This window comes from Metalysinibacillus jejuensis (assembly GCF_003057615.1).
GTDB classification, from domain to species: Bacteria; Bacillota; Bacilli; order Bacillales_A; family Planococcaceae; genus Metalysinibacillus; species Metalysinibacillus jejuensis.
The window spans coordinates 1-26,828 of sequence record NZ_QAFW01000001.1; the positions used below are offsets into that span (position 1 = coordinate 1).

The 26,828-nt window shown below is 39.3% G+C and carries 27 protein-coding genes and 1 pseudogene; 16 read left to right on the forward strand and 12 right to left on the reverse strand.

Annotated elements, in window-relative coordinates:
* Positions 1-474 (forward strand): annotated as a pseudogene (locus DDE80_RS00005) (transposase); the annotation flags it as partial.
* Between the two features lie 177 nt (positions 475-651).
* On the opposite strand, the gene DDE80_RS00010 reads toward DDE80_RS00005, so the two are convergent.
* The 6 genes from DDE80_RS00010 to DDE80_RS00035 all read right to left on the reverse strand — a co-directional run bounded on the left by DDE80_RS00010 (position 652) and on the right by DDE80_RS00035 (position 6,270).
* Entirely contained in the window at positions 652-1,851 is a 1,200-nt protein-coding gene (locus tag DDE80_RS00010) for an MFS transporter (protein WP_108305644.1), read from the reverse strand.
* Positions 1,852-1,946: 95 nt separating this feature from the next.
* A complete protein-coding gene (locus tag DDE80_RS00015; RefSeq protein WP_108305645.1) occupies positions 1,947-3,020 on the reverse strand; it encodes an ABC transporter substrate-binding protein in 1,074 nt (357 codons plus the stop codon).
* Positions 3,017-3,814, reverse strand: coding sequence for an ABC transporter permease (locus DDE80_RS00020; protein ID WP_108305646.1), 798 nt, complete (start codon positions 3,812-3,814; stop codon positions 3,017-3,019). Before DDE80_RS00020 ends, DDE80_RS00015 begins: the two co-directional genes overlap by 4 nt.
* Positions 3,811-4,617, reverse strand: a complete 807-nt coding sequence (locus DDE80_RS00025) for an ABC transporter permease (protein WP_108305647.1) — start codon at positions 4,615-4,617, stop codon at positions 3,811-3,813. The genes DDE80_RS00020 and DDE80_RS00025 overlap by 4 nt, the downstream gene beginning before the upstream one ends.
* Positions 4,610-5,713 (reverse strand): ABC transporter ATP-binding protein, encoded by a 1,104-nt coding sequence (locus DDE80_RS00030; RefSeq protein WP_108305648.1) that lies wholly within the window; start codon positions 5,711-5,713, stop codon positions 4,610-4,612. The genes DDE80_RS00025 and DDE80_RS00030 overlap by 8 nt, the downstream gene beginning before the upstream one ends.
* Before the next feature lie 20 nt (positions 5,714-5,733).
* On the reverse strand, positions 5,734-6,270 hold the full coding sequence (locus DDE80_RS00035) for a helix-turn-helix domain-containing protein (RefSeq protein WP_108305649.1): 537 nt from the start codon (positions 6,268-6,270) through the stop codon (positions 5,734-5,736).
* Positions 6,271-6,517: 247 nt separating this feature from the next.
* On the opposite strand from DDE80_RS00035, the gene DDE80_RS00040 reads away from it, so the two are divergent.
* The 3 genes from DDE80_RS00040 to DDE80_RS00050 all read left to right on the forward strand — a co-directional run bounded on the left by DDE80_RS00040 (position 6,518) and on the right by DDE80_RS00050 (position 8,332).
* The gene (locus tag DDE80_RS00040) at positions 6,518-7,060 is read left to right on the forward strand and encodes a peroxiredoxin (RefSeq protein WP_108305650.1); all 543 of its coding nucleotides are present in this window, start codon (positions 6,518-6,520) and stop codon (positions 7,058-7,060) included.
* 60 nt (positions 7,061-7,120) lie between these two features.
* Complete coding sequence (locus tag DDE80_RS00045) at positions 7,121-7,576, forward strand: TlpA family protein disulfide reductase (RefSeq protein WP_036143620.1); 456 nt, start codon at positions 7,121-7,123, stop codon at positions 7,574-7,576.
* Between the two features lie 93 nt (positions 7,577-7,669).
* Positions 7,670-8,332 (forward strand): potassium channel family protein, encoded by a 663-nt coding sequence (locus DDE80_RS00050; RefSeq protein WP_036143622.1) that lies wholly within the window; start codon positions 7,670-7,672, stop codon positions 8,330-8,332.
* Positions 8,333-8,375: 43 nt separating this feature from the next.
* On the opposite strand, the gene rnjA is transcribed toward DDE80_RS00050, so the two are convergent.
* Both rnjA and DDE80_RS00060 read right to left on the reverse strand, forming a co-directional pair.
* On the reverse strand, positions 8,376-10,043 hold the full coding sequence (gene rnjA, locus DDE80_RS00055) for a ribonuclease J1 (RefSeq protein WP_108305651.1): 1,668 nt from the start codon (positions 10,041-10,043) through the stop codon (positions 8,376-8,378).
* A 6-nt stretch (positions 10,044-10,049) separates the two neighbouring features.
* Positions 10,050-10,259, reverse strand: coding sequence for a DNA-dependent RNA polymerase subunit epsilon (locus DDE80_RS00060; RefSeq protein WP_108305652.1), 210 nt, complete (start codon positions 10,257-10,259; stop codon positions 10,050-10,052).
* Between the two features lie 438 nt (positions 10,260-10,697).
* Between DDE80_RS00060 and DDE80_RS00065 the strand changes: the two genes are divergently transcribed.
* Complete coding sequence (locus DDE80_RS00065; RefSeq protein ID WP_108305653.1) at positions 10,698-11,474, forward strand: Cof-type HAD-IIB family hydrolase; 777 nt, start codon at positions 10,698-10,700, stop codon at positions 11,472-11,474.
* Positions 11,475-11,648: 174 nt separating this feature from the next.
* Here DDE80_RS00065 and def read toward each other — a convergent pair whose 3' ends face one another.
* Positions 11,649-12,203 (reverse strand): peptide deformylase, encoded by a 555-nt coding sequence (def, locus tag DDE80_RS00070; protein ID WP_108305654.1) that lies wholly within the window; start codon positions 12,201-12,203, stop codon positions 11,649-11,651.
* Positions 12,204-12,527: 324 nt separating this feature from the next.
* Between def and pdhA the strand changes: the two genes are divergently transcribed.
* The 5 genes from pdhA (at position 12,528) to DDE80_RS00095 (ending at position 18,230) form a co-directional block, all read left to right on the forward strand.
* Positions 12,528-13,637, forward strand: coding sequence for a pyruvate dehydrogenase (acetyl-transferring) E1 component subunit alpha (gene pdhA / locus DDE80_RS00075; protein ID WP_108305655.1), 1,110 nt, complete (start codon positions 12,528-12,530; stop codon positions 13,635-13,637).
* A 3-nt stretch (positions 13,638-13,640) separates the two neighbouring features.
* Positions 13,641-14,618 (forward strand): alpha-ketoacid dehydrogenase subunit beta, encoded by a 978-nt coding sequence (locus DDE80_RS00080; RefSeq protein WP_108305656.1) that lies wholly within the window; start codon positions 13,641-13,643, stop codon positions 14,616-14,618.
* A 21-nt stretch (positions 14,619-14,639) separates the two neighbouring features.
* Positions 14,640-15,926, forward strand: a complete 1,287-nt coding sequence (locus tag DDE80_RS00085) for a dihydrolipoamide acetyltransferase family protein (protein WP_108305657.1) — start codon at positions 14,640-14,642, stop codon at positions 15,924-15,926.
* A 4-nt stretch (positions 15,927-15,930) separates the two neighbouring features.
* Positions 15,931-17,346 (forward strand): dihydrolipoyl dehydrogenase, encoded by a 1,416-nt coding sequence (gene lpdA, locus DDE80_RS00090; RefSeq protein ID WP_108305658.1) that lies wholly within the window; start codon positions 15,931-15,933, stop codon positions 17,344-17,346.
* A gap of 101 nt (positions 17,347-17,447) precedes the next feature.
* The gene (locus tag DDE80_RS00095) at positions 17,448-18,230 is read left to right on the forward strand and encodes an SDR family NAD(P)-dependent oxidoreductase (protein ID WP_108305659.1); all 783 of its coding nucleotides are present in this window, start codon (positions 17,448-17,450) and stop codon (positions 18,228-18,230) included.
* Between the two features lie 42 nt (positions 18,231-18,272).
* On the opposite strand, the gene DDE80_RS00100 is transcribed toward DDE80_RS00095, so the two are convergent.
* A complete protein-coding gene (locus DDE80_RS00100; RefSeq protein WP_161952246.1) occupies positions 18,273-19,097 on the reverse strand; it encodes a TetR/AcrR family transcriptional regulator in 825 nt (274 codons plus the stop codon).
* 99 nt (positions 19,098-19,196) lie between these two features.
* Between DDE80_RS00100 and DDE80_RS00105 the strand changes: the two genes are divergently transcribed.
* From DDE80_RS00105 to DDE80_RS00115, 3 genes are all read left to right on the forward strand, one after another.
* Positions 19,197-22,268: an efflux RND transporter permease subunit gene (locus tag DDE80_RS00105; RefSeq protein WP_108305661.1), complete on the forward strand. Its 3,072-nt coding sequence runs from the start codon at positions 19,197-19,199 to the stop codon at positions 22,266-22,268.
* Positions 22,269-22,394: 126 nt separating this feature from the next.
* The gene (locus DDE80_RS00110) at positions 22,395-22,766 is read left to right on the forward strand and encodes a CidA/LrgA family protein (RefSeq protein ID WP_108305662.1); all 372 of its coding nucleotides are present in this window, start codon (positions 22,395-22,397) and stop codon (positions 22,764-22,766) included.
* Positions 22,763-23,443, forward strand: a complete 681-nt coding sequence (locus DDE80_RS00115) for an LrgB family protein (RefSeq protein ID WP_235612231.1) — start codon at positions 22,763-22,765, stop codon at positions 23,441-23,443. The genes DDE80_RS00110 and DDE80_RS00115 overlap by 4 nt, the downstream gene beginning before the upstream one ends.
* A gap of 33 nt (positions 23,444-23,476) precedes the next feature.
* Here DDE80_RS00115 and DDE80_RS00120 read toward each other — a convergent pair whose 3' ends face one another.
* The gene (locus tag DDE80_RS00120) at positions 23,477-23,893 is read right to left on the reverse strand and encodes a hypothetical protein (RefSeq protein WP_108305663.1); all 417 of its coding nucleotides are present in this window, start codon (positions 23,891-23,893) and stop codon (positions 23,477-23,479) included.
* 25 nt (positions 23,894-23,918) lie between these two features.
* Here DDE80_RS00120 and DDE80_RS00125 point away from each other — a divergent pair, with 25 nt between their 5' ends.
* Both DDE80_RS00125 and DDE80_RS00130 read left to right on the forward strand, forming a co-directional pair.
* Positions 23,919-24,281, forward strand: coding sequence for a DUF1722 domain-containing protein (locus DDE80_RS00125; protein ID WP_108305664.1), 363 nt, complete (start codon positions 23,919-23,921; stop codon positions 24,279-24,281).
* A gap of 62 nt (positions 24,282-24,343) precedes the next feature.
* Entirely contained in the window at positions 24,344-25,075 is a 732-nt protein-coding gene (locus tag DDE80_RS00130; protein ID WP_108305665.1) for a hypothetical protein, read from the forward strand.
* Between the two features lie 50 nt (positions 25,076-25,125).
* Here DDE80_RS00130 and DDE80_RS00135 read toward each other — a convergent pair whose 3' ends face one another.
* Positions 25,126-25,719 carry a class I SAM-dependent methyltransferase gene (locus DDE80_RS00135; protein WP_427901781.1) on the reverse strand — a complete coding sequence of 198 codons (594 nt, stop codon included), beginning with the start codon at positions 25,717-25,719 and terminating at the stop codon, positions 25,126-25,128.
* Positions 25,720-25,848: 129 nt separating this feature from the next.
* Between DDE80_RS00135 and DDE80_RS00140 the strand changes: the two genes are divergently transcribed.
* Positions 25,849-26,808, forward strand: coding sequence for an NAD(P)H-dependent flavin oxidoreductase (locus DDE80_RS00140; RefSeq protein WP_108305666.1), 960 nt, complete (start codon positions 25,849-25,851; stop codon positions 26,806-26,808).
* The last annotated feature ends 20 nt before the right edge of the window (positions 26,809-26,828 follow it).

Below are 26,828 nucleotides of genomic sequence, written 5' to 3' on the forward strand. Positions count from 1 at the left end.
GGGCATGAACGTTTATATCACGAACACATCACCTGAAGATGTCCCAACGAATGACGTACATGCCCTGTATTCATTGCGCTGGCAGATCGAGATTTTGTTTAAAACATGGAAGTCTTTTTTTGAAATCGATGCCTGTAAAACGATGAAAAAAGAACGCCTCGAGTGCCATTTATATGGTCAGCTCATTGGCATTCTTCTCTGTTCTTCGACGATGTTTCAAATGCGACAGCTCCTACTCGAAAAGAAAAAGTAGGAGCTGAGTGAGTACAAGGCGGTTTATATGATTAAGGATTACTTTCCGTTATTCTTTCGAGCAATGGCAGCTGGCGCAGAAGAACTGGTGAACATCCTCCATCGCCTGTATCAGCTGCTTTCAAAAACGGTCGTAAGTGTCATCGCTCTAAGAAAATGACGGTCTTTGACATTTTAGGCATTGTGTATGAGTTGACGGTGAAGCCGAGACAAGCTGCCTAGCGAAAAAAACACTTGTTTCGGGGCTTATTTGGTCTGTCTGTTTTTCATGCATTGCTAGCTGATCCGTAGATAAGGATTCGAATCTAGCAATCTCCGTTATTAGCTTGATGGGTATGTGACGGGACCCCTAAAAGAAAGTTTATCATAAAAAAAGTTGAAACGATTTTAGCAATCGCTTCAACTTTTTATTTCTGCTTTTAATAGATGTGGTGCTTTAGTAGAAGCCCAAGCAAAGGCCAATACGAAACATACGAGCAATACAGCTGTACCTACAAAGTATGGTATAGCACGGTCAATATCAAATAGCGTACCAGCTAGAGCAGGACCTACCATATTACCGAGGCTCATATAAGCATTATTTAAACCAGCGGCAAACCCTTGTTCATTGCCAGCGAGCTTAGAAATGAGCGTATTCACCGCAGGACGAATGAGTGTCGTTGCTGTCGAGAAAATCGTCGCTACGAGTAAAATAACTGCGAAGCCTGAGATGAACAACATAAGCAACATCGCTACAGCTGCTACAAGTAAATTTACTAAAATTACTTTCATTTCACCGAAGCGTTTAAATAATGGATCGATAACAAACATCTGAATAACGACACCTACTGCACCACCGACTGTTAAAATAATCGCAATATCTTGTGGGGTATAATTAAATTTCTGCGTAACGAAAAGTGATAATGTTACTTGGAAGTTAGCAATACCGAACGAGAAAATTAGCATAATGAGTAGTAGTACAAAATAAGGTGTGTGCACAGAACGTGCCATTTGTTTCAGTAAATTTTCGGATTTTTTATTGGCTAAAACAGTCGGTTTAATCGACGGTAAGACAAATAGCGATAAGATGACAGCGATAAAAGCAAATACACCCGCCATATAAAAAGGAAAGTGTAAGCTAACTTTAGCTAAAAAGCCACCGATACCAGGCCCAATCATAAAGCCGAAAGACATTGCAGCACCTATCATGCCCATGCCTTTACCGCGCTCTTCATAGGTGGTGATGTCAGCGACAAAAGCCATGACAGGCGGCACGATAAAAGCAGAGCCAAGACCGCCAAAGAAACGTGAGACAAATAATAATGGTAGTGAAGTAGCTAACCCGAATGCGACTTGCGCTAAACCGTAAATGACTAACCCGAATAAAATTAAGTTTTTACGGCCGTAGCGATCTGATAAATTACCAGCAATAGGTGAAAAAATAAACTGTGAGAAGGCAAATGTGGCAATTAAAAATCCAAGTACTTGGCCAGCGACCCCAAATGTTTCGAGGTACTTAGGCATTACGGGAATGATTAAGCCAATCCCACTCATCGTTACGAACATTGTAAACATCAGTGTATATAAGGCTACTTTATTAGATTGTTGTGTCTGGGACATAAAAAGTCCCCCTTTCTTCAAAAACTCATCCTTCTTATCATAAGAGAAACAACGCTAAAAGTCGCTACATCATTAGTATGACATAGCGACTTAACTTAGCGAATACTCATTTTAAAGCGTAAAAACATTTCATTATACACTCCGATATAATCAAGGCCTAAATCTCGGTACACCTCTAATGTTTCACGTTGCTCAATCGGTGGGTAGAAGCGCTCATCATTTACGACTTCCTCATCCATTAAAGCGAGCGCTGCTTTGTTAGGTGTCGAGTAGCCTACATAATCAGCATTTTCTGCTGCGGAGTCGGCTTCTAACATAAAGTTAATAAACTTATGCGCACCTTCTACGTTTTTAGACGTTTTCGGAATAACAATATTATCAAACCATAAATTTGATCCTTCATGTGGTACAGCGTAATCGAGTGCTTCGTTTTCAAAAATCATGTCTGCCGCTTGGCCTGACCAAGTTAATGCCACACTAGCTTCATTATTCACCATTAATTGTGTCGTTTCATCGCCAATGACCGCTTTTACGTTCGGTGCTAATTCGGCTAATTTTGCTTCGGCTTCAGCTAGTTCGCTATCGTCCGTTGTGTTTAGTGAATACCCTAAATTGTTTAACGCGATACCTACGACTTCACGGGCACTATCGACTAAAAATACTTGGCGTCTTAACGCAGGGTCCCATAAATCTTGCCAAGAGTGAAAATCAAATTCACCAACTTTATCAGGGTTAAAGACAATACCTACTGTACCCCAAAAATAAGGGATAGAGTATTTATTATGAGGGTCAAAGGGTAAATCTAAAAAGTAAGAATCGATGTTTTTTAAATTAGGTAGTTTGGTATGATCAAGTGGTATGAGCATATCTTCTTCCAACATTTTTTCGATAATATATTCGGAAGGTACAGCAATATCATACGCTGTGCCCCCTTGTTTAATTTTCGTTAACATAGCCTCGTTCGTATCAAATGTTTCATAAATTACGTGAATGCCTGTTTCTTTTTCAAACTCTTTTAAAAGAGCAGGATCGATATATTCACCCCAGTTATAAATCGTTAAAATATCTTTACCTGTTTTACCACCGCTAATATTTAATAGCTTGGTAGTGTAAAGTAGCGCTAAAGAAATAATAACAATCGCAACGGTAGCTTGTATTAATTTTTTCATGCGCTTTTATCCACCTTTCCTTTGTTGCGGTTAACGACAAAGTAGTAACCTACAACGACTAAAATGGTTACTACAAACACTAAACCAGAAATAGCATTGACAGTGAGTGATACGCCAGCGCGTGCCATAGAATAAATTTCTACGGATAATGTACTAAAGCCATTACCTGTAACGAAAAACGTAACTGCAAAGTCGTCAAGTGAGTAAGTGAGTGCTAAAAAGAAACCTGCAAAGATGCCTGGTTGGATATACGGTAAAATAACGCGCGTTAAAATATCGCGTTTGCTGGCACCTAAATCTTGTGCTGCATCAATAAGTGAGGTATTCATCTCTAACAGCTTTGGTAGCACCATCAGCACCACGATAGGTACGCTAAAGGCGATGTGAGCAATTAATACAGAGAAGAAGCCAAGCTTAATGCCAATCATCGTAAATAATATTAAAAAGCTCGCCCCAATAATAACGTCAGGGCTAACGATTAATACGTTGTTTAAAGAAAGCAGGATGTTGCGCATACGCATATTACGTAAAGATACGATGCCTATTGCTCCAAATACACCTAAAATCGTAGAGATTAAAGCAGAGAGTAAAGCAACAACAACCGTATTAATTAAAATAACGAGCAAGCGTTTATCTTCAAAAACTGCTGCATAATGTTCGAGCGTAAATGAATCAAATTTATTCATCGTACCCCCGCTATTAAACGAGTAAAATACTAAGTAAAAGATGGGTGCATAAAGCACGATAAAAACGAAGGCTAAATAAAATTTAGCGGATAGTGATAGCTTTTTCATCGTACGCGCCCTCCTTTACTCTTCTGTCCTGTAATAAGCATAATAATAACCATAAAGATAATTAAAAATACCGCAATCGTTGAACCCATGCCCCAGTTTTGTGTTACTAAAAACTGCTGTTCAATTGCTGTACCTAGTGTAATAACACGGTTACCTGCAATTAAACGTGTAATCATAAACAGTGAGAGTGCAGGGATAAACACAACTTGGATACCTGATTTTACGCCGTCCATAGTCAGTGGTAAAATCACGCGACGGAAAGTTGTAATAGGTGAGGCACCTAAATCACGTGCTGCATCAATCAATGTAGGATTAAGTTTATCGAGTGAATTGAAAATCGGTAAAATCATAAACGGAATAAAAATATAAACGGCAACAAACACGAAGCTAATATCGGTAAATAAAATTTGTTGCTCGGGTAAACCGAATAATTTAATCACAGCATTAATCGGACCGGATAAACCGAAGGTACCGATAAATGCATAGGTTTTTAACAATAAATTAATCCAAGAAGGAATAATAATAAGCAATAGCCAAAGTTGTTTATGACGCATCTTTGTTAACAAATAAGCAGTAGGGTAAGAAACGACTAGAGTAAATAATGTTACTAAAAAAGCATACCAAAATGAACTTAATGTCATCTTTAAATAAATGGAGCTGAAAAAAGTTTGATAGTTAATAAGTGAGAAATTACCTTCTAAATCAAGTAGAGAATAATAGCCTACTAAGGCAATTGGTGCGATAACAAAAAGCAAAATCCACAGCGAATACGGAATTAAGGCAGTTTTATTAGCTTTATTCATCGTCATCATCTCCGTAGGCTTCTAAACGCTTATCAAAGTCTTCTTCTGACTCATTTAAACGCATAACGTGAATGGCTTCAGGGTCAAAATCTAGACCGATTTGTTCACCTACTTCTGCTTTTTTCAATGAGTGTACAAGCCATTCATTGCCATCATGGTCATACGTAGATAATTCATAATGCACGCCGCGGAATAGTTGCGTGTCCACTTTAACGCTTAGCTTACCTTTGTCTACTGTAGTAATTTCTAAGTCTTCAGGTCGAATGACAACATCGATTTTTTCATTCGGTTTCATACCAGCGTCGACACATTCAAAACGTTTGCCTGTGAACTCTACGACATAGTCTTCAATCATCGTACCCGCTACAATATTTGATTCGCCGATAAAATCAGCAACGAAGCGGTTAATCGGCTCGTCATAAATATCTACGGGTGTGCCAGATTGTTGAATAGCCCCTTCATTTAATACAAAAATTTCATCAGACATCGCAAGTGCTTCCTCTTGGTCATGTGTAACAAAGACAAATGTTTTGCCAAGGCGCTGCTGCAATTCACGCAGTTCATACTGCATTTCAGTACGCAGCTTTAAGTCAAGGGCAGATAATGGCTCATCTAATAAAATCACCTCAGGATCATTAACGATGGCACGGGCAATCGCTACGCGTTGACGTTGACCACCAGACATTTCTGTAATCTCACGTGGGCCATAGCCTGCTAAGTTTACAAATTTTAACGCTTCTTCAACACGCTCTTTAATTTCAGCTTCAGGTCGTTTTTTTATGCGTAAGCCAAACGCTACGTTTTCAAAAACATTTAAGTGTGGAAACAATGCATAATCTTGAAACACCGTATTAATTTGGCGTTCATTAGCCGGTACGGTATTAATTTTTTTATCTTTAAATAGCACATTGCCCGTAGATGCTTCTGTAAAGCCTGCAATAATACGTAAAATGGTAGTTTTACCACAGCCTGAAGGACCGAGTAGCGTGTAAAATTTTCCTTGTTCAAGCTCTAAATTAATATCTTTTAGTACGACTGTGCCGTCTTCGTAAGCTTTCGTTACATTTTCGAAACGAATGATTGGTTGAGTTGTCATGATGAGCCTCCCTTTAATAGTTATAAGTATGAATTGGTTGCAACCCAGAACAGGCGAGACTGTCCTTTTGCAATATTAAATAGTTGATGATGTTCTGCGGCGTCAAAATATAAGGCGTCGCCTGCTACCGCAATATAATCTTCTTTCCCAATAACGAGTCGAATACGCCCTTCAATGACATAAATTAAAGTTTCCGCAAGTGAGGGTTCGAAACGTTTAAACTCACCGCCTTCTTCGAGCGTTAAAAAAATAGGTTCCATTTCTTTTTCATTAGAGGTAGGAATAAGCCAGCGTATTTCATATTTATCATCGCTGTATGTAGATTGATCGTCACTCGTGTAAACAATCTTTTGTTCTGCTGCCTCATCATCAAAAAAGTCTTTCGGTGTAGAACCAAGTACTTCTAGTAAGGAAAACAAAGTTTCAATAGAAGGGGAGTTTAAATCGCGCTCAAGTTGCGAAATATATCCTTTACTTAAATCGGTGCGTTCCCCAAGCTCTTCTTGCGTAAGCCCTTTTTTTAAACGTAAAGCTTTAATTTTCCGACCAATTTGCATGCACAATCACACTCCTTATGGCGTTTACTTTAACTAAACTTCAAAAAAGGAAGTTTACTTTAGCTAAACTTTAAGTTTAGAAATACGACATTCATTATACCGAAAACCTATTTTTATGCAACCATTTTTCAAAAACAAATTAAAAAGGTCTTTGCTTGATAAACGCTAAAGTTTTTGCTATCGTATAAGTGTATTCGTTATACGAATAATTACTAGATTATAATAACTATATTCGGAGGGATTTTTAATGGCAGAGCGTATGGTAGGCAAACAAGCCCCAGCATTTGAAATGCAAGCAGTATTAGCGGACAAATCTTTTGGTAAAGTTTCATTAGAAGAAAACATGAAAAACGATAAGTGGACAGTATTATTCTTCTACCCAATGGACTTCACTTTCGTTTGTCCAACAGAAATCACAGCAATGTCTGACCGTTATGACGAGTTCCAAGATTTAGATGCAGAAGTAATCGGTGTATCAACAGATACAATCCACACTCACTTAGCATGGATTCACACTGACCGCACAGATAACGGTCTTGGTGATTTAAATTACCCTTTAGCAGCTGATACTAACCATGCAGTAGCTAAAGAATACGGTGTTTTAATTGAAGAAGAAGGTATCGCATTACGCGGTCTATTCATCATCAGCCCAGAAGGCGAATTAAAGTACCAAGTAGTTAACCATAACGACATCGGTCGTGACGTTGACGAAACATTACGTGTACTACAAGCGCTACAAACTGGCGGTCTTTGCCCAGCTAACTGGCGTCCAGGTCAAAAAACACTTTAATTTTTAATTAAATCCCCGCGTAATTGTGGGGATTTTTTTCACTACAAAGGAGGCAATCACATGAAATTACGTCAACCAATGCCTGAATTAACAGGCGCAACAGCGTGGTTAAACGGCGAAGTAACACGCGAACAATTAGTTGGTGAGAAGCCAACACTTATTCACTTTTGGTCAATTAGCTGTCATCTATGTAAAGAGGCAATGCCAGATGTTAACAATTTCCGCGATCAATATAAAGACGAGTTAAACGTTGTAGCCGTGCACATGCCACGTTCTGAAAACGATGTAGACTTAGAAGAAATTACAAAAGTTGCAGCTGAGCATGATATTACACAGCCGATTTTTGTGGATAGCGAGTTAAAATTAACAGACGCATTCGAAAATCAATACGTGCCAGCTTACTTTGTATTTGACAAAGACGGCCAACTGCGCCACATGCAAGCGGGCGGTAGCGGTATGAAAATGTTAGAAAAACGCGTGAACCGTGTATTAGATGAAATGCGTAACGCAGAATAATACGCCTAAACTCCTGAAAAATTTTCGGGAGTTTTTTTGTTTGTTTCGTGTGAAATAGGCTAAACTTACAATAGAACATAGGGAGGTTGTCATATGAAAAAAGAGTTTGTGGTCATTGGGCTAGGTCGCTTTGGTGGTAGCATTGTAGGGGAGTTAATTAGTCAAGGAGCGCACGTTATGGCAATTGACCATTCACCTGAGCGCGTCGATGAGTTTGCTTCGATTGCGACGCAAGCGGTCGTAGCAAATTCTACAGATGAAGCTGTACTTAAATCGCTAGGCATTCGTAACTTTGAGCATGTGATCGTTGCGATTGGTGAAGACATTCAAGCAAGTATTTTAACGACGATTATTTTAAAGGAAATTGGTGTTGAAAAAATAACCGTTAAGGCGCAAAATGACTACCATGAAAAAGTGCTGCGAAAAATTGGTGCAGATTTTGTGGTACACCCGGAGCGTGATATGGGGATTCGTATCGCTAATAATATGTTGTCAAATACCGTACTTGATTATTTAGAGCTATCGGATGAGCATTCTATTATGGAGTTGAAAGCGAATGATGCCATTGCTGGTAATACGATTATTGATTTAGATATTCGTGCAAAGTATGGCATTAACATTGTAGGCATTAAACGTGGTACAGATATTATCGTATCACCTCAAGCAGGCGACGCCATTCAACTAGGGGATATTATGCTTGTAATCGGCGCTGATGCCGATATTAACCGCTTTGTAAAAAAAGCAATGAAAGAATAAAAAAACTTCTCATTTACAAAATGTAAATGAGAAGTTTTTTAACTTATACTTCCATGATAATTGGTAAAATCATAGGGCGACGTTTTGTTTTTTCAAATAAATAAGGTCCTAAAACGTCTGTAATTTCATTTTTAAGTTCAGTCCACTGTGTTGATTTACTGCGTACAGCACTTTGTAAATGATGATTCAGCATTTTTTGGGCTTCATTAATCATCGCGCCTGATTCGCGCATATAAACAAAACCACGTGAAATAATATCAGGGCCTGATACGATTTTATTGCGTGCCATATCGACGCTTACAACGACAATGACTAAACCTTCTTCTGATAAAATGCGACGGTCACGAAGCACGATATTACCGATATCACCAATACCGCTACCATCAATGTATACATCGCCTGATGGAATGCGCCCTGCTGGGTGTGCTTCGTTAGCACTTAATGCAAGTACGTCACCATTTTCCATAATGAAAGAGTTGTCATAAGGCACATCACAAGCTACTGCAAGTTGTGTATGCATTTTTAACATGCGGTACTCACCATGAATTGGCATGAAAAATTTCGGCTTCATTAAGCGAAGCATTAATTTCTGTTCTTCTTGTGAACCGTGACCCGATGTATGGATATTGTTTAAAGGTCCATGAATTACTTCTGCGCCAGCGCGGTAAAGTAAGTCGATAATTTTATTAACGCTTACCGTGTTACCTGGTACTGGTGAAGATGAGAAGATTACGGTATCACCTGGTTGGATTGAAATTTGACGGTGTGTGCCGCTAGCGATACGCGATAGCGCAGCCATTGGCTCACCTTGAGAACCTGTACATAAAATCATAACTTCGTTCGCTGGTAAGCGGTTTAAGGTTTGTACATCAACAAAGGTGTCCTTTGGTGCATTAATATAGCCTAGCTCACGCCCGATTGTAATAGCGTTATCCATTGAACGCCCGAAGATCGCGATTTTACGACCATATTTAATAGCAGCATCCGTAGCTTGTTGTAAACGGTGAATGTTTGATGCAAACGTTGCAAAAATTACACGGCCATCAACATTACGGAAGATTTCATCAATGCTTTGTCCGACTTTACGTTCTGACATAGTGAAGTTAGGCTTTTCAGCATTCGTACTATCTGATAGTAAGCATAGTACGCCGTCGCGACCAATTTCAGCCATGCGAGTTAAGTTAGCAGGTTCGCCAACAGGGGTAAAGTCGAATTTAAAGTCACCCGTATGCACGATATTACCTGGTGGTGTTTTAACAACGATACCACAAGCATCAGGAATACTATGTGTTGTACGGAAGAAGCTTACTGAAGTTTTTCGGAATTTGAACACGTCATCCTCATTAAATTCAATTAACTTTGTAGAACGTAATAAGCCGTGTTCGTCTAGTTTGTTGCGCAGTAAACCAAGCGATAATTTTTCGCCATAAACCGGTACATTTACTTGGCGCAGTAAGTAAGGGATACCACCGATGTGGTCTTCGTGACCATGGGTAATAAATAAGCCCTTAATTTTGTCTGCATTACGCACTAAGTACGTATAGTCAGGAATCACGTAGTCAATACCGAGCAAATCATCTTCGGGGAATTTAATCCCAGCATCAATAAGGATAATTTCATCTTGGAATTGAACACCGTACGTATTTTTGCCGATTTCGCCCAGTCCGCCGAGTGCGAAAACAGCTGTTTGGTCATTTTTTACGAATTTCATAATGACTTATAAATTCTCCAATTCAAAATTTGGACTCTCTTGCTCGTGTGCTAAGTAAGCACCTTCAAGCAATTGAATGTATTCGATGTTGTAATCGAAATTTTGTAATTTTACGCGAACTTCGCGTTCAGATTGTGCTTCAAGATACATACTTTTAGTGTTTTCGCGAACTGGAATCTCGTGAGCATTTTCTTGGTAGTAAACTTTGTAAATCATGCTTTTTGTCTCCTTTAAAGTCGATCATAAATAGTTGTAGCGTTACGATATAGCTATACATCTAATATACCAAACGACGCGCCATTTAAACATTCCGTAAATGAGCAGCGCATTTCGTATACCTCCGCTCCCTCTCACACGAATATCGGTGAGCATGAGATTATAGTATAACAGTAAAAACCACATTTCCTTTATATTATCATGCACTTACTTTAAAATAAAGAAAAGCCCTCCAAATAAATAGAGGGCGTAAGTGTAAGTTATGCAATTGTTTTTTTATTTAATAGACCGTTGAGGCGTTTTAAAAGTTTCTTTTTAAGTCGTTTCAGCATCTTGCATCACTCCTTAATTTACACTTATTATACAATGGCTATAGAAGGTATGTAAAGCTAAAATGCTTGACTTTAATAAGCCGATTAAGAAAGGGAAGGATCCGACATGAATCCGGCAAAGATATTATTTTTTGACGTAGATGGCACATTATTTGATAGCACAAAAACGATTCCACAATCAGCTAAAGATGCTTTAATGAAAGCGCGAGCAAATGGTTATGAAATTGCAATTGCAACAGGGAGAGGCCCTTTTATGATTGCACCGTTACTAGAGGAATTAGCGATTGATACATACGTTACGTTTAATGGTCAATACGTCGTCTATAAAGGTGAAGTTGTGTACACTAACCAAGTAGAAAAGTCGATACTGCATGAAATTGTAACTTTTGGCGCAAGCCGTGGTGAGCATGCTGTGTTTTTAGATGAAAATCAAATGGTCGCTTCTGTAACGGGGGAGCCTAAGCTAGAAGAAGCATTAGCGACGCTTAAGTTTCCTTATCCAACAGTAGATGCTACGTATTACTTAAAAAATCCTGTGTATCAAACACTCGTGTTTATCGAAGAAGCACAAGAAAATTTATACAAAGAAAAATTTCCTTCAGTGCAATTTGTACGTTGGCATCCTTATTCTTGTGATATTTTGCCACAGCAAGGGTCAAAGGCGGTAGGCATTGATAAATTATTAGCGCGCCTGGACTATACGAGAGAAGATGCGATTGCGTTTGGTGATGGCCTTAACGATATTGAAATGTTAAGCACGGTAGGTGTGAGCGTAGCAATGGGCAATGGCCACGAAAAAGCGAAGGCAGTAGCTACTCATATTGCACCGCACGTAGATGATGATGGACTAGCGAAAGTGATGAAGCAATTACACTTATTGTGAAACTTTCGGTCAATTGACATAGCAAAAGTCATTAATCGACCTCACTATTATCTATGCTTAAAGACGATGAGCTTTCCCATTTGGAATATTTGTAACTATAACTAAAAAACGACCTTTTGATTGTTGACATAACAATCAAAAGGTCGTTTTTACGTATCTACTGAAATCATTTACTTATCTATCATAAGCGCTCGCGTTAGGAATTTCAGCGAAAGGATTTTTCTCATCGATACGATCGTAAAACATCACGCCATTTAAATGATCAAGCTCATGTTGAAATGCAATAGCCGCAATGCCTTTTAAGCGCATTTTATGTTCTTTGCCCTCTGCATCTTTAAACTTTACGGTAATGCGTGCGTGGCGTGGGACATAGCCAGGGACATCACGATCTACGGATAAGCAACCTTCGCCATTAGCTAAATACGTACTCTCTACAGAGTGGCTAGCAATTTTAGGATTGAAAGCCACAAACTCTAATTGCTCGCCGTTATCATCGGTTAAATAAAGGGCAAACATGCGTTTTGCTACATTTATTTGATTAGCTGCTAAGCCAATGCCACTGCGTAAATTATATTTTTTTGCCATCTCTTCGTCTTGACTATTTTTTAAAAATGTCAGCATTGCATCAGCTGTTTGACGTTCTTCCTCACTAAGTGGGAATTTTAATTCTGCTGCTTTTTCGCGCAGTGTAGGATGGCCTTCTTTAATAATATCATCCATTGTTAACACGTAAAAAACCTCCTCTTTCCTTCATTTTATTTTAGCCCTTTTTATCGGATATCACAAACGAAACTTCTGTGCTAACAGCGGTCGTAATGTTATAGGGAGCATAAGAAAGGGTAGTGAGATAAAGAGGATACACCAATTATGTTATAGCACAGTGTTCAATTATTTGTATAACAGTGTGATACAGAGGTGAGCGAGAATAAAAACTGCTTTAAGATTGATATTATATGATTGACCGACGAAAATGAATCAAGTATACTGAGTGTAGTTGAAGTTGTACTATATAAAAATTTAAAAATATTAATACAGATACAAAGGGGATTTAAAATGGCTAACACGACTAATCTTGATCCAACAAAAACATTACATGAGATTGAAGAAAAGTTTGAGATGTTCCAAATTTTAAACGAAGAAGGCAAAATTGTTAATGAGGCGGCAATGCCAGATTTAACAGATGACGAGTTAGTAGAATTAATGAGTCGCATGGTTTATACGCGCATCCTTGATCAACGCTCAATTTCTTTAAACCGCCAAGGTCGTTTAGGTTTCTATGCGCCAACGGCAGGGCAAGAAGCATCACAATTAGCATCGCAATTTGCGCTAGAAAAAGAAGACTGGATTTTACCAGGCTACCGTGACGTGCCGCAAATCGTTTGGCATGGTCTACCATTAGAGAAAGCATTTTTATTCTCACGTGGTCACTTCGTAGGTAACCAAGTACCTGAGGGTGTAAATGTTTTAGCACCACAAATTATTATCGGTGCTCAGTATATCCAAACAGCGGGCGTAGCATTAGGTTTACAAAAGCGCGGCGAAAAAGCTGTAGCCGTTACGTACACAGGTGATGGTGGTTCTTCGCAAGGTGACTTCTACGAAGGTATTAACTTTGCGGGTGCTTTTAAATCACCAGCTATCTTTATTGTGCAAAATAACCAATTCGCAATTTCGACACCGCGTGAATTACAAACAGCAGCAAAAACAATCGCACAAAAAGGTATTGCAGCAGGCTTACCAAGTGTATTAGTAGATGGTATGGACGCACTAGCTGTATATGCCGTAACAAAGCAAGCTCGCGAACGTGCAATTAACGGAGAAGGCCCAACATTTATTGAAACAATGTGTTACCGTTACGGTCCACATACAATGGCAGGCGATGACCCAACACGCTACCGTACATCTGATATTGATTCGGAATGGGCGAAAAAAGATCCATTAGTACGCTTCCGTAAATTCCTTGAAGACAAGGGCTTATGGACAGAAGAAAAAGAAAATGAAGTCATTGAGCGTGCAAAAGAAGAAATTAAAGTAGCCATTAAAAAAGCAGATGCTACACCAAAGCAAAAAGTAACAGAACTTATGGATAACATGTATAAAGGCGATATGCCGTTTAACTTAAAAGAACAATACGAAATCTACAAAGAGAAGGAGTCGAAATAAGCTATGGCACAAATGACGATGATTCAAGCGATTACAGATGCGCTTCGTACAGAATTAAAAAATGACGAGAATGTACTCGTTTTTGGTGAAGACGTTGGTGTAAACGGAGGCGTATTCCGTGCAACGGATGGCTTACAAAAAGAGTTTGGTGTTGATCGTGTATTTGATACACCATTAGCAGAGTCAGGCATTGGCGGCTTAGCAATTGGTCTTTCATTAACAGGTTTCCGTCCTGTACCTGAAATCCAATTCTTCGGCTTCGTTTATGAAGTAATGGACTCTATTAGCGGGCAGTTAGCACGTATGAGTTATCGTAGTGGCGGTGTTTACAATGCGCCTGTTACGATTCGCTCACCATTTGGTGGCGGTGTGCATACACCAGAGATGCACTCAGATAGCTTAGAGAGTTTAATGACAGCTCAGCCAGGATTAACGGTTGTTGTCCCATCAACACCTTATGATGCGAAAGGGTTATTAATTTCCTCTATTCGTGATGACAATCCGGTTATTTTCTTGGAGCATTTAAAATTATACCGTTCATTCCGTGAAGAAGTGCCAGAAGAAGAATATACTATTCCTTTAGGTAAAGCGGATGTGAAGCGTGAAGGTAAAGACTTAACGATCATTGCTTACGGTTTAATGGTTCATGAGAGCTTAAAAGCAGCAGAAGAGCTTGAAAAAGAAGGACATGCGGTTGAAGTCATTGATTTACGTACGATTCAACCATTAGATATCGAAACAATTATTGCTTCTGTTAAAAAAACGGGTCGTGCAATTGTTGTACAAGAAGCACAAAAGCAAGCAGGTATTGCAGCAAATGTCGTAACAGAAATTACAGAGCGTGCTATTTTACACTTAGAAGCACCTGTACTGCGCGTTGCAGCACCAGATACCGTTTACCCATTCCCGCAAGCAGAGAGCGTTTGGTTACCAAACTTTAAAGATGTAATGGAAACAGCTAAAAAAGTATTAGAATTTTAATTGAAGGGACGGAGAATAACTATGGCTTTTGAATTTCGACTACCAGATATTGGCGAGGGCATCCATGAAGGTGAAATCGTAAAGTGGTTCGTTAAGGCGGGCGACGAAGTAAAAGAGGACGATGTGCTTTGTGAAGTGCAAAATGACAAGGCAGTTGTCGAAATCCCTTCACCTGTAGAAGGAAAAGTAGAAGAGGTATTAGTAGATGAAGGCACTGTGGCTGTTGTAGGCGACGTGTTAATTCGTCTAGATGCACCGGGCTATGAAGATTTACAATTAAAAGGCGATGCTCATCATGAGCAAAATGAAGCATCAAAGCCTGAACAACAAAAAGACGAAGCGGCACCGAAAGTAGAAGCTAGTGAGGCAACGTCTGCTGCTGACGAAGTTGAAAATCGTGTCATTGCGATGCCTTCTGTACGCAAGTTTGCACGTGATAACGATATTGCAATCCAGCAAGTAAAAGGCACGGGCAAAAACGGACGTGTTATGAAAGCAGATGTTGAGGCCTTTATGTCAGGCGATACGAAAGAAACGGTAGAAGAGACTGTACAGCAAGATACACCGAAAGAACAAGCAAAACCGATTATACCAGCAGGTGTAGATTTCCCAGAAACACGTGAAAAAATCTCACCAATGCGAAAAGCAATTGCAAAAGCGATGGTTCATTCGAAACATACGGCGCCGCATGTTACACTAATGGATGAAGTAGACGTAACGGAACTTGTTGCGCACCGAAAAAAATTCAAAGAAATTGCGGCTGAAAAAGGTGTTAAGCTTACGTACTTACCTTATGTAGTAAAGGCATTAGTGAGCACATTACGTGAGTTCCCAGAATTCAACCGTTCATTTGATGATGCAACGAGCGAAGTGATTCAAAAACATTACTTCAATATTGGTATTGCAGCAGATACAGAGCGAGGCTTACTCGTACCTGTCATTAAACATGCGGATCGCAAATCGGTATTTGCCATTTCTAATGAGATTAATGAATTAGCTGTCAAAGCACGTGATGGCAAGCTTGCATCTGAGGAAATGAAAGGCGCTTCTTGTTCAATCACAAATATTGGTTCAGCTGGTGGTCAGTGGTTTACCCCTGTAATTAATCATCCAGAAGTCGCAATTTTAGGAATTGGTCGTATTTCTGAAAAACCAATAATAAAAAATGGTGAAATTGTAGCCGCACCTGTGTTAGCATTATCATTGAGCTTTGACCATCGTATGATTGATGGTGCCACTGCGCAACACGCTTTAAATCACATTAAGCGTTTGTTAAGTGAGCCAGAATTACTATTAATGGAGGCGTAATAAAATGGTAGTAGGAGATTTTCCAATTGAAACAGAAACTTTAGTTGTTGGTTCAGGCCCAGGAGGTTATGTTGCCGCAATCCGTGCAGCACAAACTGGACAAAAAGTAACAATCGTAGAGCGCGATACATTAGGCGGCGTTTGCTTAAACGTTGGCTGTATCCCATCTAAAGCTTTAATCTCAGTAGGTCACCGTTTTGAAAATGCTAAAAACTCAGAAGATATGGGTGTTATCGCTTCTGAAGTTAAGTTAGACTTCTCAAAAGCGCAAGCGTTCAAAGAGAGCGTAGTTAAAAAATTAACTGGCGGCGTTGAAGGTTTACTTAAAGGAAATAAAATTGAAATCGTTAAAGGCGAAGCTTACTTTGTAGACGCTAACACAGTACGTATTATTGATGGCGATAACGCTCAAACTTATACGTTTAAAAATGCAATTTTAGCTACAGGTTCTCGCCCAGTTGAAATTCCAACATTTAAATATACAGAGCGTGTACTTAACTCAACAGGTGCACTTAACTTAAAAGAACTACCAGGTAAACTAGTCGTTATCGGTGGCGGTTACATTGGTACAGAGCTAGGTTCAGCATATGCTAACATGGGTTCTGAAGTAACAATTATTGAAGGCGGCAAAGATATTTTAGCTGGTTTCGAAAAACAAATGACACAAATTGTTAAAAAAGGCCTTAAGAAAAAAGGCGTTGAAATCGTTGTTAATGCATCAGCTAAAGGCGTTGAAGAAACAAAAGACGGCGTAGTTGTAGCATACGAAGTTGGCGGCGAAGAGAAGAAAGTAGAAGCTGACTACGTATTAGTAACAGTTGGCCGCCGTCCTAACACAGATGAAATGGGTCTTGAAGAAGTAGGCATTACATTTGCTGAGCGTGGTTTACTAAAAGTAGACAAACAAGGTCGCACAAATGTACCTAATATTTATGCAATCGGTGATATCGTAGACGGTCCACAACTTGCGCATAAAGCTTCTTACGAAGGTAAAGTAGCTGCAGAAGCGATTGCTGGTGAAAAATCAATCGTTGATTACTTAGCAATTCCTGCTGTGTGCTTCACAGATCCAGAAATGGCAACTGTAGGTTATAATGAGGAACAAGCTAAAGCTGAAGGTATTGAATATACAGCAGCAAAATTCCCATTTGCAGCTAACGGCCGTGCATTAGCATTAAATGAAACAGATGGTTTTGTTAAATTAGTAGCACGTAAAGAAGATGGCTTATTAATTGGTGCTCAAATTGTAGGTGCAGGTGCATCAGATATGATCGCTGAAATGGGCTTAGCAATTGAAGGTGGCATGACGGCAGAAGATGTAGCATTAACGATTCATGCGCATCCAACACTAGGTGAAATTACAATGGAAGCTGCTGAAGTACTACTTGGCAACCCAATCCATATTATTGCAAAGAAATAATAACTATGTCGCTCTCTTTAAAGAGGGCGGCTTTTTTTGTACGCATAATTTAGAATTTTCTATTATAATAAAGAGAGTACGATAAAAGGAGTGTGGGATAGATGGAGTTAGGGTTACGAGATAAAGTAGCAATTATTACAGGTTCAAGTAAAGGCATCGGTTATGAAACAGCGTTACAACTCGTTAAAGAAGGAGCAAATGTAGTGCTTTGTGCGCGCGGGGAGAAACAATTACGCGTGGCTGCCGCTAGCATTAAAGAAGCGACAGGTAAAGATGTGCTAGTAGTACCAACAGATGTGACGAAAGAAAAAGACTGTAAAAACCTAATTGATAAAACAGTTGAGCAGTACGGGAAAATTGATATTTTAATTAATAACGCAGGCACGGCTTCAGCTAATCCATTTGAAATTGTATCGTCTGAATTATGGCAAGCCGATGTGGATTTAAAAGTGTTTGGCGCAGTACATTGCGCGAAATATACGATACCACATATGCGACAAGCAGGCGGCGGTGCGATTGTGAATGTGACAGCGGTGCTCGCTAAAACACCACCTGCAAGTTCATTGCCAACTACTGTTAGTCGAGCAGCAGGGCTAGCGTTAACGAAAGCGATGAGTAAAGATTTAGGTAAAGATAATATTCGTGTTAATGCGGTATGTATTGGTTTAATACGTAGTGATCAAATTGAAAAGCGTTGGAAGAGCGAAGCGCCAAAGTTATCCTGGGAAGATTATTCTAAACAAGTTGGCGAGAACATTCCACTAGGTCGTATTGGAGATACTGAAGAAGCGGCAAATGTTGTTACTTTTTTAGTGTCAGAGGCAGCGAGCTATGTGACAGGCACTACCGTTAATATTGACGGTGGCTCTGGTCATGCCCTTTAAATGAGAAAAAGTTGGTATCGGCTTGTTACGATACCAACTTTTTTAGTGAAGCTTACCATTGTTAAGTAAAAAAATAAGCCATTGTAAGTCGTGTTCTGTTTGGATAGTAGCAAGCATGCCATGGATAATAGCTTTTCTTGGCTTAGCCTGCTGTAATTCTTGTTGTAAAATGCTAAGCGTTTCATAAATAAGCGACTGAGGAGGATAGTTTTTTAGCTGCAACGTTATTTCCTCGGAAATAACTTCGACAGTAATTTCCTCACAGGGCGCTAATGTTAAGGCATCATCTTGCAAAAATGGTGTGGCACTCTGCGCAACGATTAAAGAGAGACGTTCGACAATCGTCGTCGCTAACTTATTATAATCATAAGCCGTGCGGTGCCATAAAATATGTTCGCTATAGCCCCGCATCAACCCTTTAAAAGTAACGAGGGTGTCGAGGGTGCGTCCCTCAAGTTGTTGGCCATAAACAGCTACTAGCAGTTGTTTAGTAGCGTGATCAATTAATTTATTATAGTAAGTAAATAAATCGAAAAGAGCTTCGTTAGGTGTACGCTGTTGCCTAATATACATTGAAATGAAAGGTAATTTTTCTTCTAGCATAACAAAAAAAGTTACGACGTAAGCATGAAGTTTTTGCTTAGGGGAAGAAGCGCTTGTTTCAATAACTGTAAAGCGCGCTGTAATATCTTTAAAAAAATGATCAAAGATTTGCAAAATCAAATCATCTTTAGATTTGAAGTGTAAATAGAATGCGCCTTTTGAAATGCCGCACTGTTTAGTAATGTGCTCGATAGACGTCGTTTCGATAGCCTGTTCGGCGAATAACAGTGCAGCTTGTTCAATAATAAGACTTTTTTTAGACAATAACATCACGTCCTTTGGGCTTTAAAATTGACATATGACTTAGTGGTCATTATTATAAAATAATATGACCACTAAGTCAAAACGAGAGTAGGTGCGAAGTTGAATTCAATTGTAAGATTTGTATTAAAAAACAAGCTAGCAGTATGGTTGTTAACTTTTATTTTAGCAGGAGCAGGTCTGTATGCAGGTACGCGTATGAAAATGGAGACGATACCTGATATTTCAATACCTGTTGTTACTGTAATGACAGTGTATCCTGGAGCAACACCTGAACAAGTAATGGATGATGTTTCTGAGCCAATGGAGAAGGCTGTTGCTAGTTTAAAAGGTGTGAAAAACGTAAGTTCGAGTTCTTTCGCGAATATGTCGAGTGTACAAATTGAATACCGCTATGGTGTAGATATGGCAGAGGCTGAGCGTGAAGTGAAATCTGTTATCGATAATGTTAAAATGCCTGAAGCTGTGCAAGCACCCAATGTAGCGCGTATTACGATGAATGCATTTCCTGTTGTTGCACTAAGTGTATCCAGTGATGAGGAAGATATTGCACAACTCACAAAAACTGTAGAAAGTATTGTGAAACCACAATTTGATAAAATTGATGGTGTTTCTTCTGTATCGATTTCAGGGCAACATGTAGAGGAAGTTGAAGTGCGTTATGATGAGCCTAAAATGCAAAAATTAGGCATTACAACAGACGATGTAAAACAAATGATACAAGCGATGGATTTGCGTGCACCGCTTGGTTTATTCCCTTTTGAAGATAAAGAACAATCCGTAGTAGTTGATGGCAAAATGACAACGTTAGATGAATTAAAAACATTAAAAATTCCTGTTACACCATCAGCGGATAACCCCGCACCTTTTGTAGCTTTAGCAGATATTGCTAAGTTAGAGCAAGTAGGTAAAGTAGAGTCTATTGCACGCACTAACGGTAAAGATGCTATTGCAATTCAAATTGTTAAAGGGCAAGAAGCAAACACTGTAGACGTCGTTAATGATGTCAAAAAAGTAGCAAAAGATATCGAAAAAAAGCATAGTGATTTAGCGCTTGATATTACGTTAGACCAAGGTGAACCTATTGAAAAATCTGTCGAAACGATGTTTAGCAAAGCGTTGTTTGGCGCGGGTTTTGCAATTTTAATTATATTACTATTTTTACGTGATTGGCGTTCAACGATTATTTCAGTGATTTCTATCCCGTTATCAATTTTAATTGCTTTTGTAATTTTACATCAGCTAGATATTACGCTAAATATGATGACACTCGGTGCGATGACTGTAGCGATTGGTCGTGTAATCGATGACTCGATTGTAGTCGTAGAAAATATTTATCGTCGCATTCATTTACGAGATGAGCCGTTAAAAGGGAAACCTTTAATTCGTGCGGCGACACTTGAGATGTTTAGACCAATTATGTCATCGACGTTAGTTACAGTCGCTGTATTTGCGCCACTTGTATTTGTTGGTGGTATGGTAGGCGAATTGTTTATGCCGTTCGCGTTAACGATGACGTTTGCATTAGGCGCTTCATTAGTTGTAGCGATTACGATTGTTCCTGCATTATCTCATACGCTTTTTAAACGCAAGATGTATAGTCGTGCAAAGAAAAAGGGACGTTCACATGCTCCAGGTTTAATGGCACAAACGTATAAACGTACATTAAACTGGACGTTAAACCATAAATTTATCACATCGCTTGTAGCAGTGGTAATTTTAGGTGCAAGTTTATTTTTAATCCCACAAATTGGCTTTAGTTTCTTGCCAGAAGAAGACCAAAAGACATTATATTTAACGTATACACCAGAGCCTGGTGAATTACGTGATAAAACATTAGAGAATGTGGCTGCTGTAGAGGAAAAGCTTATGGCACACGACGATGTAAAAACGATTCAAATGTCGATTGGTGGCAATGATAATGCGATGATGGGCGGCGGTGCAGATGGTTCATTAATGTTTGTGATTTTTGATCCTGACACGGAAGATTACCCAGCCAAAAAAGAAAAAATTATTAAAGAAGTAACAGCACTTGATCAGACAGGTACATGGAAAAATCAAGACTTCGCAATGTCTGGGAGTAGCAATGAAGTGAGCTATACAGTTTACGGTGAATCTGTGGAAACACTAGAGCGTGTAACGAAGAAAATCGAACAAGCTATGGAAAAATCAGAAGAGGTGAAAGATGCAAGCTCTAGCCTATCTGAACGTTTTGATGAGTACACCTTACAAATTAATCGTGAAAAAGTAGAGCAAAATGGCTTGTCTACCATCCAAATCGCTATGATGTTGAATCCTAATATGCCAGCGGAAAACTTAACGACGATTCATAAAGATGGTAAGGATATTAATGTAATTGTTAAAAAAGATAAGGAAGCACCGAAAAATTTTGATGCGGTGTTAGCTACGATGTTACCAACACCGCTCGGTAAAATGGTAGCGGTGCGTGATGTAGTAGATATTAAAGAAGGTAGTGCAGCGAATAAAATTGATCGTCAAAATAACCGTTTATATGCTACTGTTTCAGCAAAACTAGATGGTCAAGATGTAACCAAAGCGACGTCTGATATTAATAAGCGCATTGATAAACTGGATTTACCTAAAGGGGTAGAAATCGAGACCGGAGGCGTTGCGGCTGATATGCAGGAAGCTTTCTTACAGTTAGCGTACGCGATGCTTGCTGCTATAGCTATCGTTTACTTTATTCTTGTAGTGACATTCGGTGAAGGTTTAGCACCGTTTGCTATTTTATTCTCACTACCATTTACGATTATTGGTACACTCGTTGCGCTATTTATCGCGGGCGAAACCATTTCTGTTTCTGTACTAATGGGCTTACTGATGTTGATAGGTATTGTAGTGACGAATGCAATTGTGCTCGTTGACCGCATTATTCATATGGAACACGAAGGTAAGCCGATGCGAGAAGCCATATTAGAAGCGGGAGTAACGCGTTTACGTCCGATTTTAATGACAGCTATTGCAACAATTGGCGCGCTAATTCCGCTAGCTATTGGTGCGGAAGGAAGCGGTTTAATTTCTAAAGGGCTAGGTATTACGGTAATTGGCGGGCTCGTAAGTTCCACATTATTGACACTAATTATTGTGCCGGTAGTGTATGAGTTTATTTCGAAATTACTTAAGAAAAATCGACTTGAAATAGAAGAGAATTAAAATAAACCTACGCAATGCCCAGTAAATTGTGCATTGTGTAGGTTTTTTGTTATTAATTATCATGGACAATAAAAAAATGGAAGCGTACAATGAACTGTAAACGTAAAGAGGGGGTTAGGTGTACAGATGAAAGTTGTACGTATTGTTGTGCAAATCGCGATTTTATATGTTTTTTACATGGTAGGGACATGGATCGTAGAGCAAACGGGCTTACCTTTACCAGGCAGTATTATTGGACTTATTTTATTATCTATTTGTTTGCACATGAAGTGGCTTAATGTAAAAGCAATTAAAGAAGGTGCAGGTTTTTTAATCGGTGTTATGACAATCTTTTTTATACCTGCCACAGTTGGTATTGTAGAATATCCTGAGCTTTTATCCGGTGCAGGAGCCAAACTTATTATTGCTGTAATGGTGAGTACGATTTTTGCGATTTATACTACCGGTTTATTTTCGCAATATATTGAGCGGAAAACGAAGAAGGAGGAGCAACTATGATTGTAACGATTAGCGTTATTACAGTAACGGTAGTGATGTTTATCGCGATGACGAAATTACATCATCGCTTTCCAACACCTATTTTGCTTCCTATTGTAACGACAACCGTTGCTTCTGTCGTGGTGTTAGTAGCGTTTAATATTTCTTATGATACGTATATGCAAGGCGGGCAATGGCTGCAAAAAATGCTAGGCCCAGCAGTAGTAGCGCTAGCTTATCCGCTTTATAATCAGCGTGAACTCGTAAAAAAATACCGAACGGCGATTTTATCAAGTATTGTTTTTGCGATGGTTTCTGGTTTAGTAAGCGTCTACGTATTAACGTTATTAATGCGCCTTGATGAGGATTGGATATTAACTGCCCTTCCTAAGTCGCTGACGACACCTGTAGCTATGCAGGTGAGTGAGTCGATTGGCGGTATCCCACCGTTAACTGCAGTACTCGTAATGGTAGCGGGCTTTGTAGGCGCGATTATCGGACCGCTAATTATTAAGTATGGAAAAATTGAATCCGCGATTGCGCGTGGCGTAGCGATTGGTAGTGCCTCGCATGGTGTAGGATTAACCTGCCTACAAGATTACGGTGAAAAAGAATTATCCGTAGGGTCGCTTGCGATGGGTATGAGTGCAGTAACGGGTGCTTTTATTTGTCCTTTATTTGTATATTTTTTCTTTTAAAAGTAAAGGCTATTGTAGAGAGTGATAAACTTTCTACAATAGCCTTTTTTCACTATGAGGTTTTGTATAACGGTATAAGAGCATGGCGAAAATAACGTGGATAATTAGCCAACCGATAACATCCATTGGCGTAGTAGCAATAGGGCGTACTGCTTGAGCGAGCAAGATAAAGTAGAGAGCTGTCGAAGAAAATACAGTAAAGCCAATGAGGGCTAAAGTATACAGCTTCGTTTTAGCAAATTGCAAAAACACAATATAAATAATGCTAGTAGTAATGGCATGGTAAAAAAACTCTTCGGCAAAAGAAGGTGTCCTTTTCGTATAGTCAATTAAAAAATCAACATTGAGCAGTAAATGTTGTAAATGGGTACCGCATAAAAAATCAAACAGATAGGCGAGTACCGCAATACTAAAAACGAGTATGCTATAATGCATCACAAAGCGTTTCAAAAAATCATCTCCTAGGGGGTATAAAATGCGTGCTCAAATTGAACGACGATGGCGGGAAGAAAAGTATGCTGTCCTTTTTTATAGCCAGCGTCATTATAATGATATTCGCACCTATTTAAAAAATCCGCAAGCTACAATGACTACGCTAAATGAAAAAATCAATGAAGCAAAGCAACAAACTGTAACGATTGGCGGTATACAAAATGCCTGTAGCCACATGTGGGGGTACTTTAAAAAATATGCTACAACACAAGAGAAACAAACGTACCAACAGCTGTTAACTACACTTACCTTAGATGGCTATGAGATGCGAGTGTTTTTAAGAGCATTAGCAAATAAATATGACGTACGATATTTACAACAAAGCACGATTTTGCAACTGAATTGATTTGGTAAAATTAGTAGATAAGGGCTATAATAAAAGAAGTGTCAGTGGAGGAGGAGAGCGTTATGAACGGACAGGATAAAGAAGCCATTTATAAAAATCAATTGCCAGCGATTATTAATAGTACACTTTTTTATTTATTACAAACGAGCCCTAGTCAGGTTAAAGCAGCAACGGATTTACATACGTTAGGCGTTTCCTATTTAGATGCAAAAGTCATTAGCCCAGCAGAAATCACCAATTTGTTTTCTCACTATATGGAAAATGTTTCTTTGTTTAATCAAGTGACTATCGCCTTACATTATGATGAACAACAAACGCACTACATCGTAGATATAACGTACCAGCACACAAATCAACAATACATAATGCCAGCGGATTTTTTTGAGACGCTTGTATCAACAGAAGGTGCTACACAATTTGCTGAATGGCTATCGCAAGTTATCCAACTTGTCATTGCTGTGAGATTAGCAGAGGGTGGTAGCATCGAGGAGGAGGAAGTAATTATGCAAACAGAAGTAGCGGTGAAAGAAGAGTGTAACGCCACGGAAAAACTTAATGAACAAATGTTATCGCTGTATCGTTTAAGTGATGAGGCGCAACGCCAGACGATTAAAGCATTGCGTGCTGATTTATTTGAAATCGAATTCGCTCTTGCGGAGGAACAACCTTGGCATGAGCTTGTTGTAGCTTTTCAACAGGCATTGCTCGCTTTAGAATTAGAAGAGGTCGCGGCACTTAAAACACAAATTGCGATGTTGCGTATCGTCACTTCTTTACTCCAACAGTCAGCATAAAATAAAAACATCCGCCCCTACACTTCCTAAAGAAGATTGGCGGATGTTTTTTATTTTTGAATAATGAATTGCACGGTATGTGCTAGTCCCGTATGAAGCTCACCTTCATTGCGCTCCACTTCGCCTGTAAAGAAGTGAATGATTTTATAGGATGAGCACCAGTTAAGTAGTTTTTTAGCATCATAGAGCCATGTGCGGTCACGTGGCCCTCCTGTTGCGTACGTAATTTGATCGGTGGAGTAAAGTTCCATCATTAACAAACCACCTGGCTTTACAGCATCACTAATTTTTTGCAAAACGTGCAGTTGATCATGTTCATGAAAGTGACCGAATACCATAATTGCTGCATCAAATTGAGCTGTAGGTACATCGTCTGTTAATAAATCCGCAAATACGGTGTTTACATGAACACCGTGTTTTTTAGCGAGCCGTTCAGTTTTTTGCAAGCCACTTTGTGCATAATCGAATGCAGTAACTTCATGACCTAGCGTTGCTAAATAGGTAGCATTACGACCTTCACCTTCTGCGAAAGCCGCGATTTTTTTATGTTGATTGAGTAGTGCCGCATGAGATTTTATAAATTCATTCGGTGTTTCGCCATACATATATTTTTCAGTGTCAAAACGTTTATGCCATGTATTCAAATTTATCACTCCTATTTGAGTATTGTAGCTAACTTACCGTAAATAGGCGAATAACTTGCTTTTTGCTCGAAAAAGAAGGGATTTTACGTACTGTGACGAAATTAACAATATAAAGAAGGGGTGGAGTCAATGAAATGGGAAACGCGTATTACACAATTATTAGGTATTAACTATCCAATTATACAAGGGGGATTGGCTTACTTAGCTTATGCTGATTTAGCTGCAGCTGTTAGTAATGCAGGAGGATTAGGACAAATTACGGCGATGAGTTTAGCAACACCTGAAGAGTTACGTGCTGAAATTCATAAAGTACGTACATTAACGGATAAGCCATTTGGCGTAAATTTTGCAATCGGCAATCATGGTAAAGGGTATGAGGCAATGGTGCAAGTAGCTGCTGAAGAAAATGTCCCTGTTGTGACGATGACGGGTGGTAACCCGGCACCTTTATTTGAATTGCTAAAAGATAGCTCTTGTAAAAAACTTGTGCTTGTAGCTGCACGTCGTCAAGCTGAAAAGGCGGAGGAATTAGGCGCAGATGCGGTAATGGTTGTTGGTCAAGAGGGCGGCGGTCATTTAGGGCGCGATGATATTGGTACGATGGTATTAATTCCACAAGTTGTAGATGCAGTAAAAATTCCTGTCGTTGCTTCAGGCGGCATCGGTGATGGACGCGGTTGGATGGCAGCGCATGCTTTAGGTGCAGAAGGCATTGAAATGGGTACACGTTTTATTGCAACTGAAGAATGTGTGCATGCTTCAGAAGCATATAAACAGGCGCTATTAGCGAGTAGTGAAGCAGATACCACGGTCATTAAACGCTCAATTGGTGCACCTGCTCGCGCGATTCGCAATGCTTTTACAGAGGAGATTTTAGCCATTGAAGAAAAAACACCAACATATGAAGCGTTAAAGCATCACATTAGCGGCGTTGCTAACAAAAAATTTATTTATGACGGTGATGCAACGCAAGGTTTCGGTTGGGCTGGTCAAGTGACAGGTTTAATTCATGATGTACCTACTGTACAACAGCTTTTTGAACGAATGGTTGCACAAGCAGAAGCGATTCGTTTAAAATGGGGTCACTAATATAAAAGGTGGTAACAACG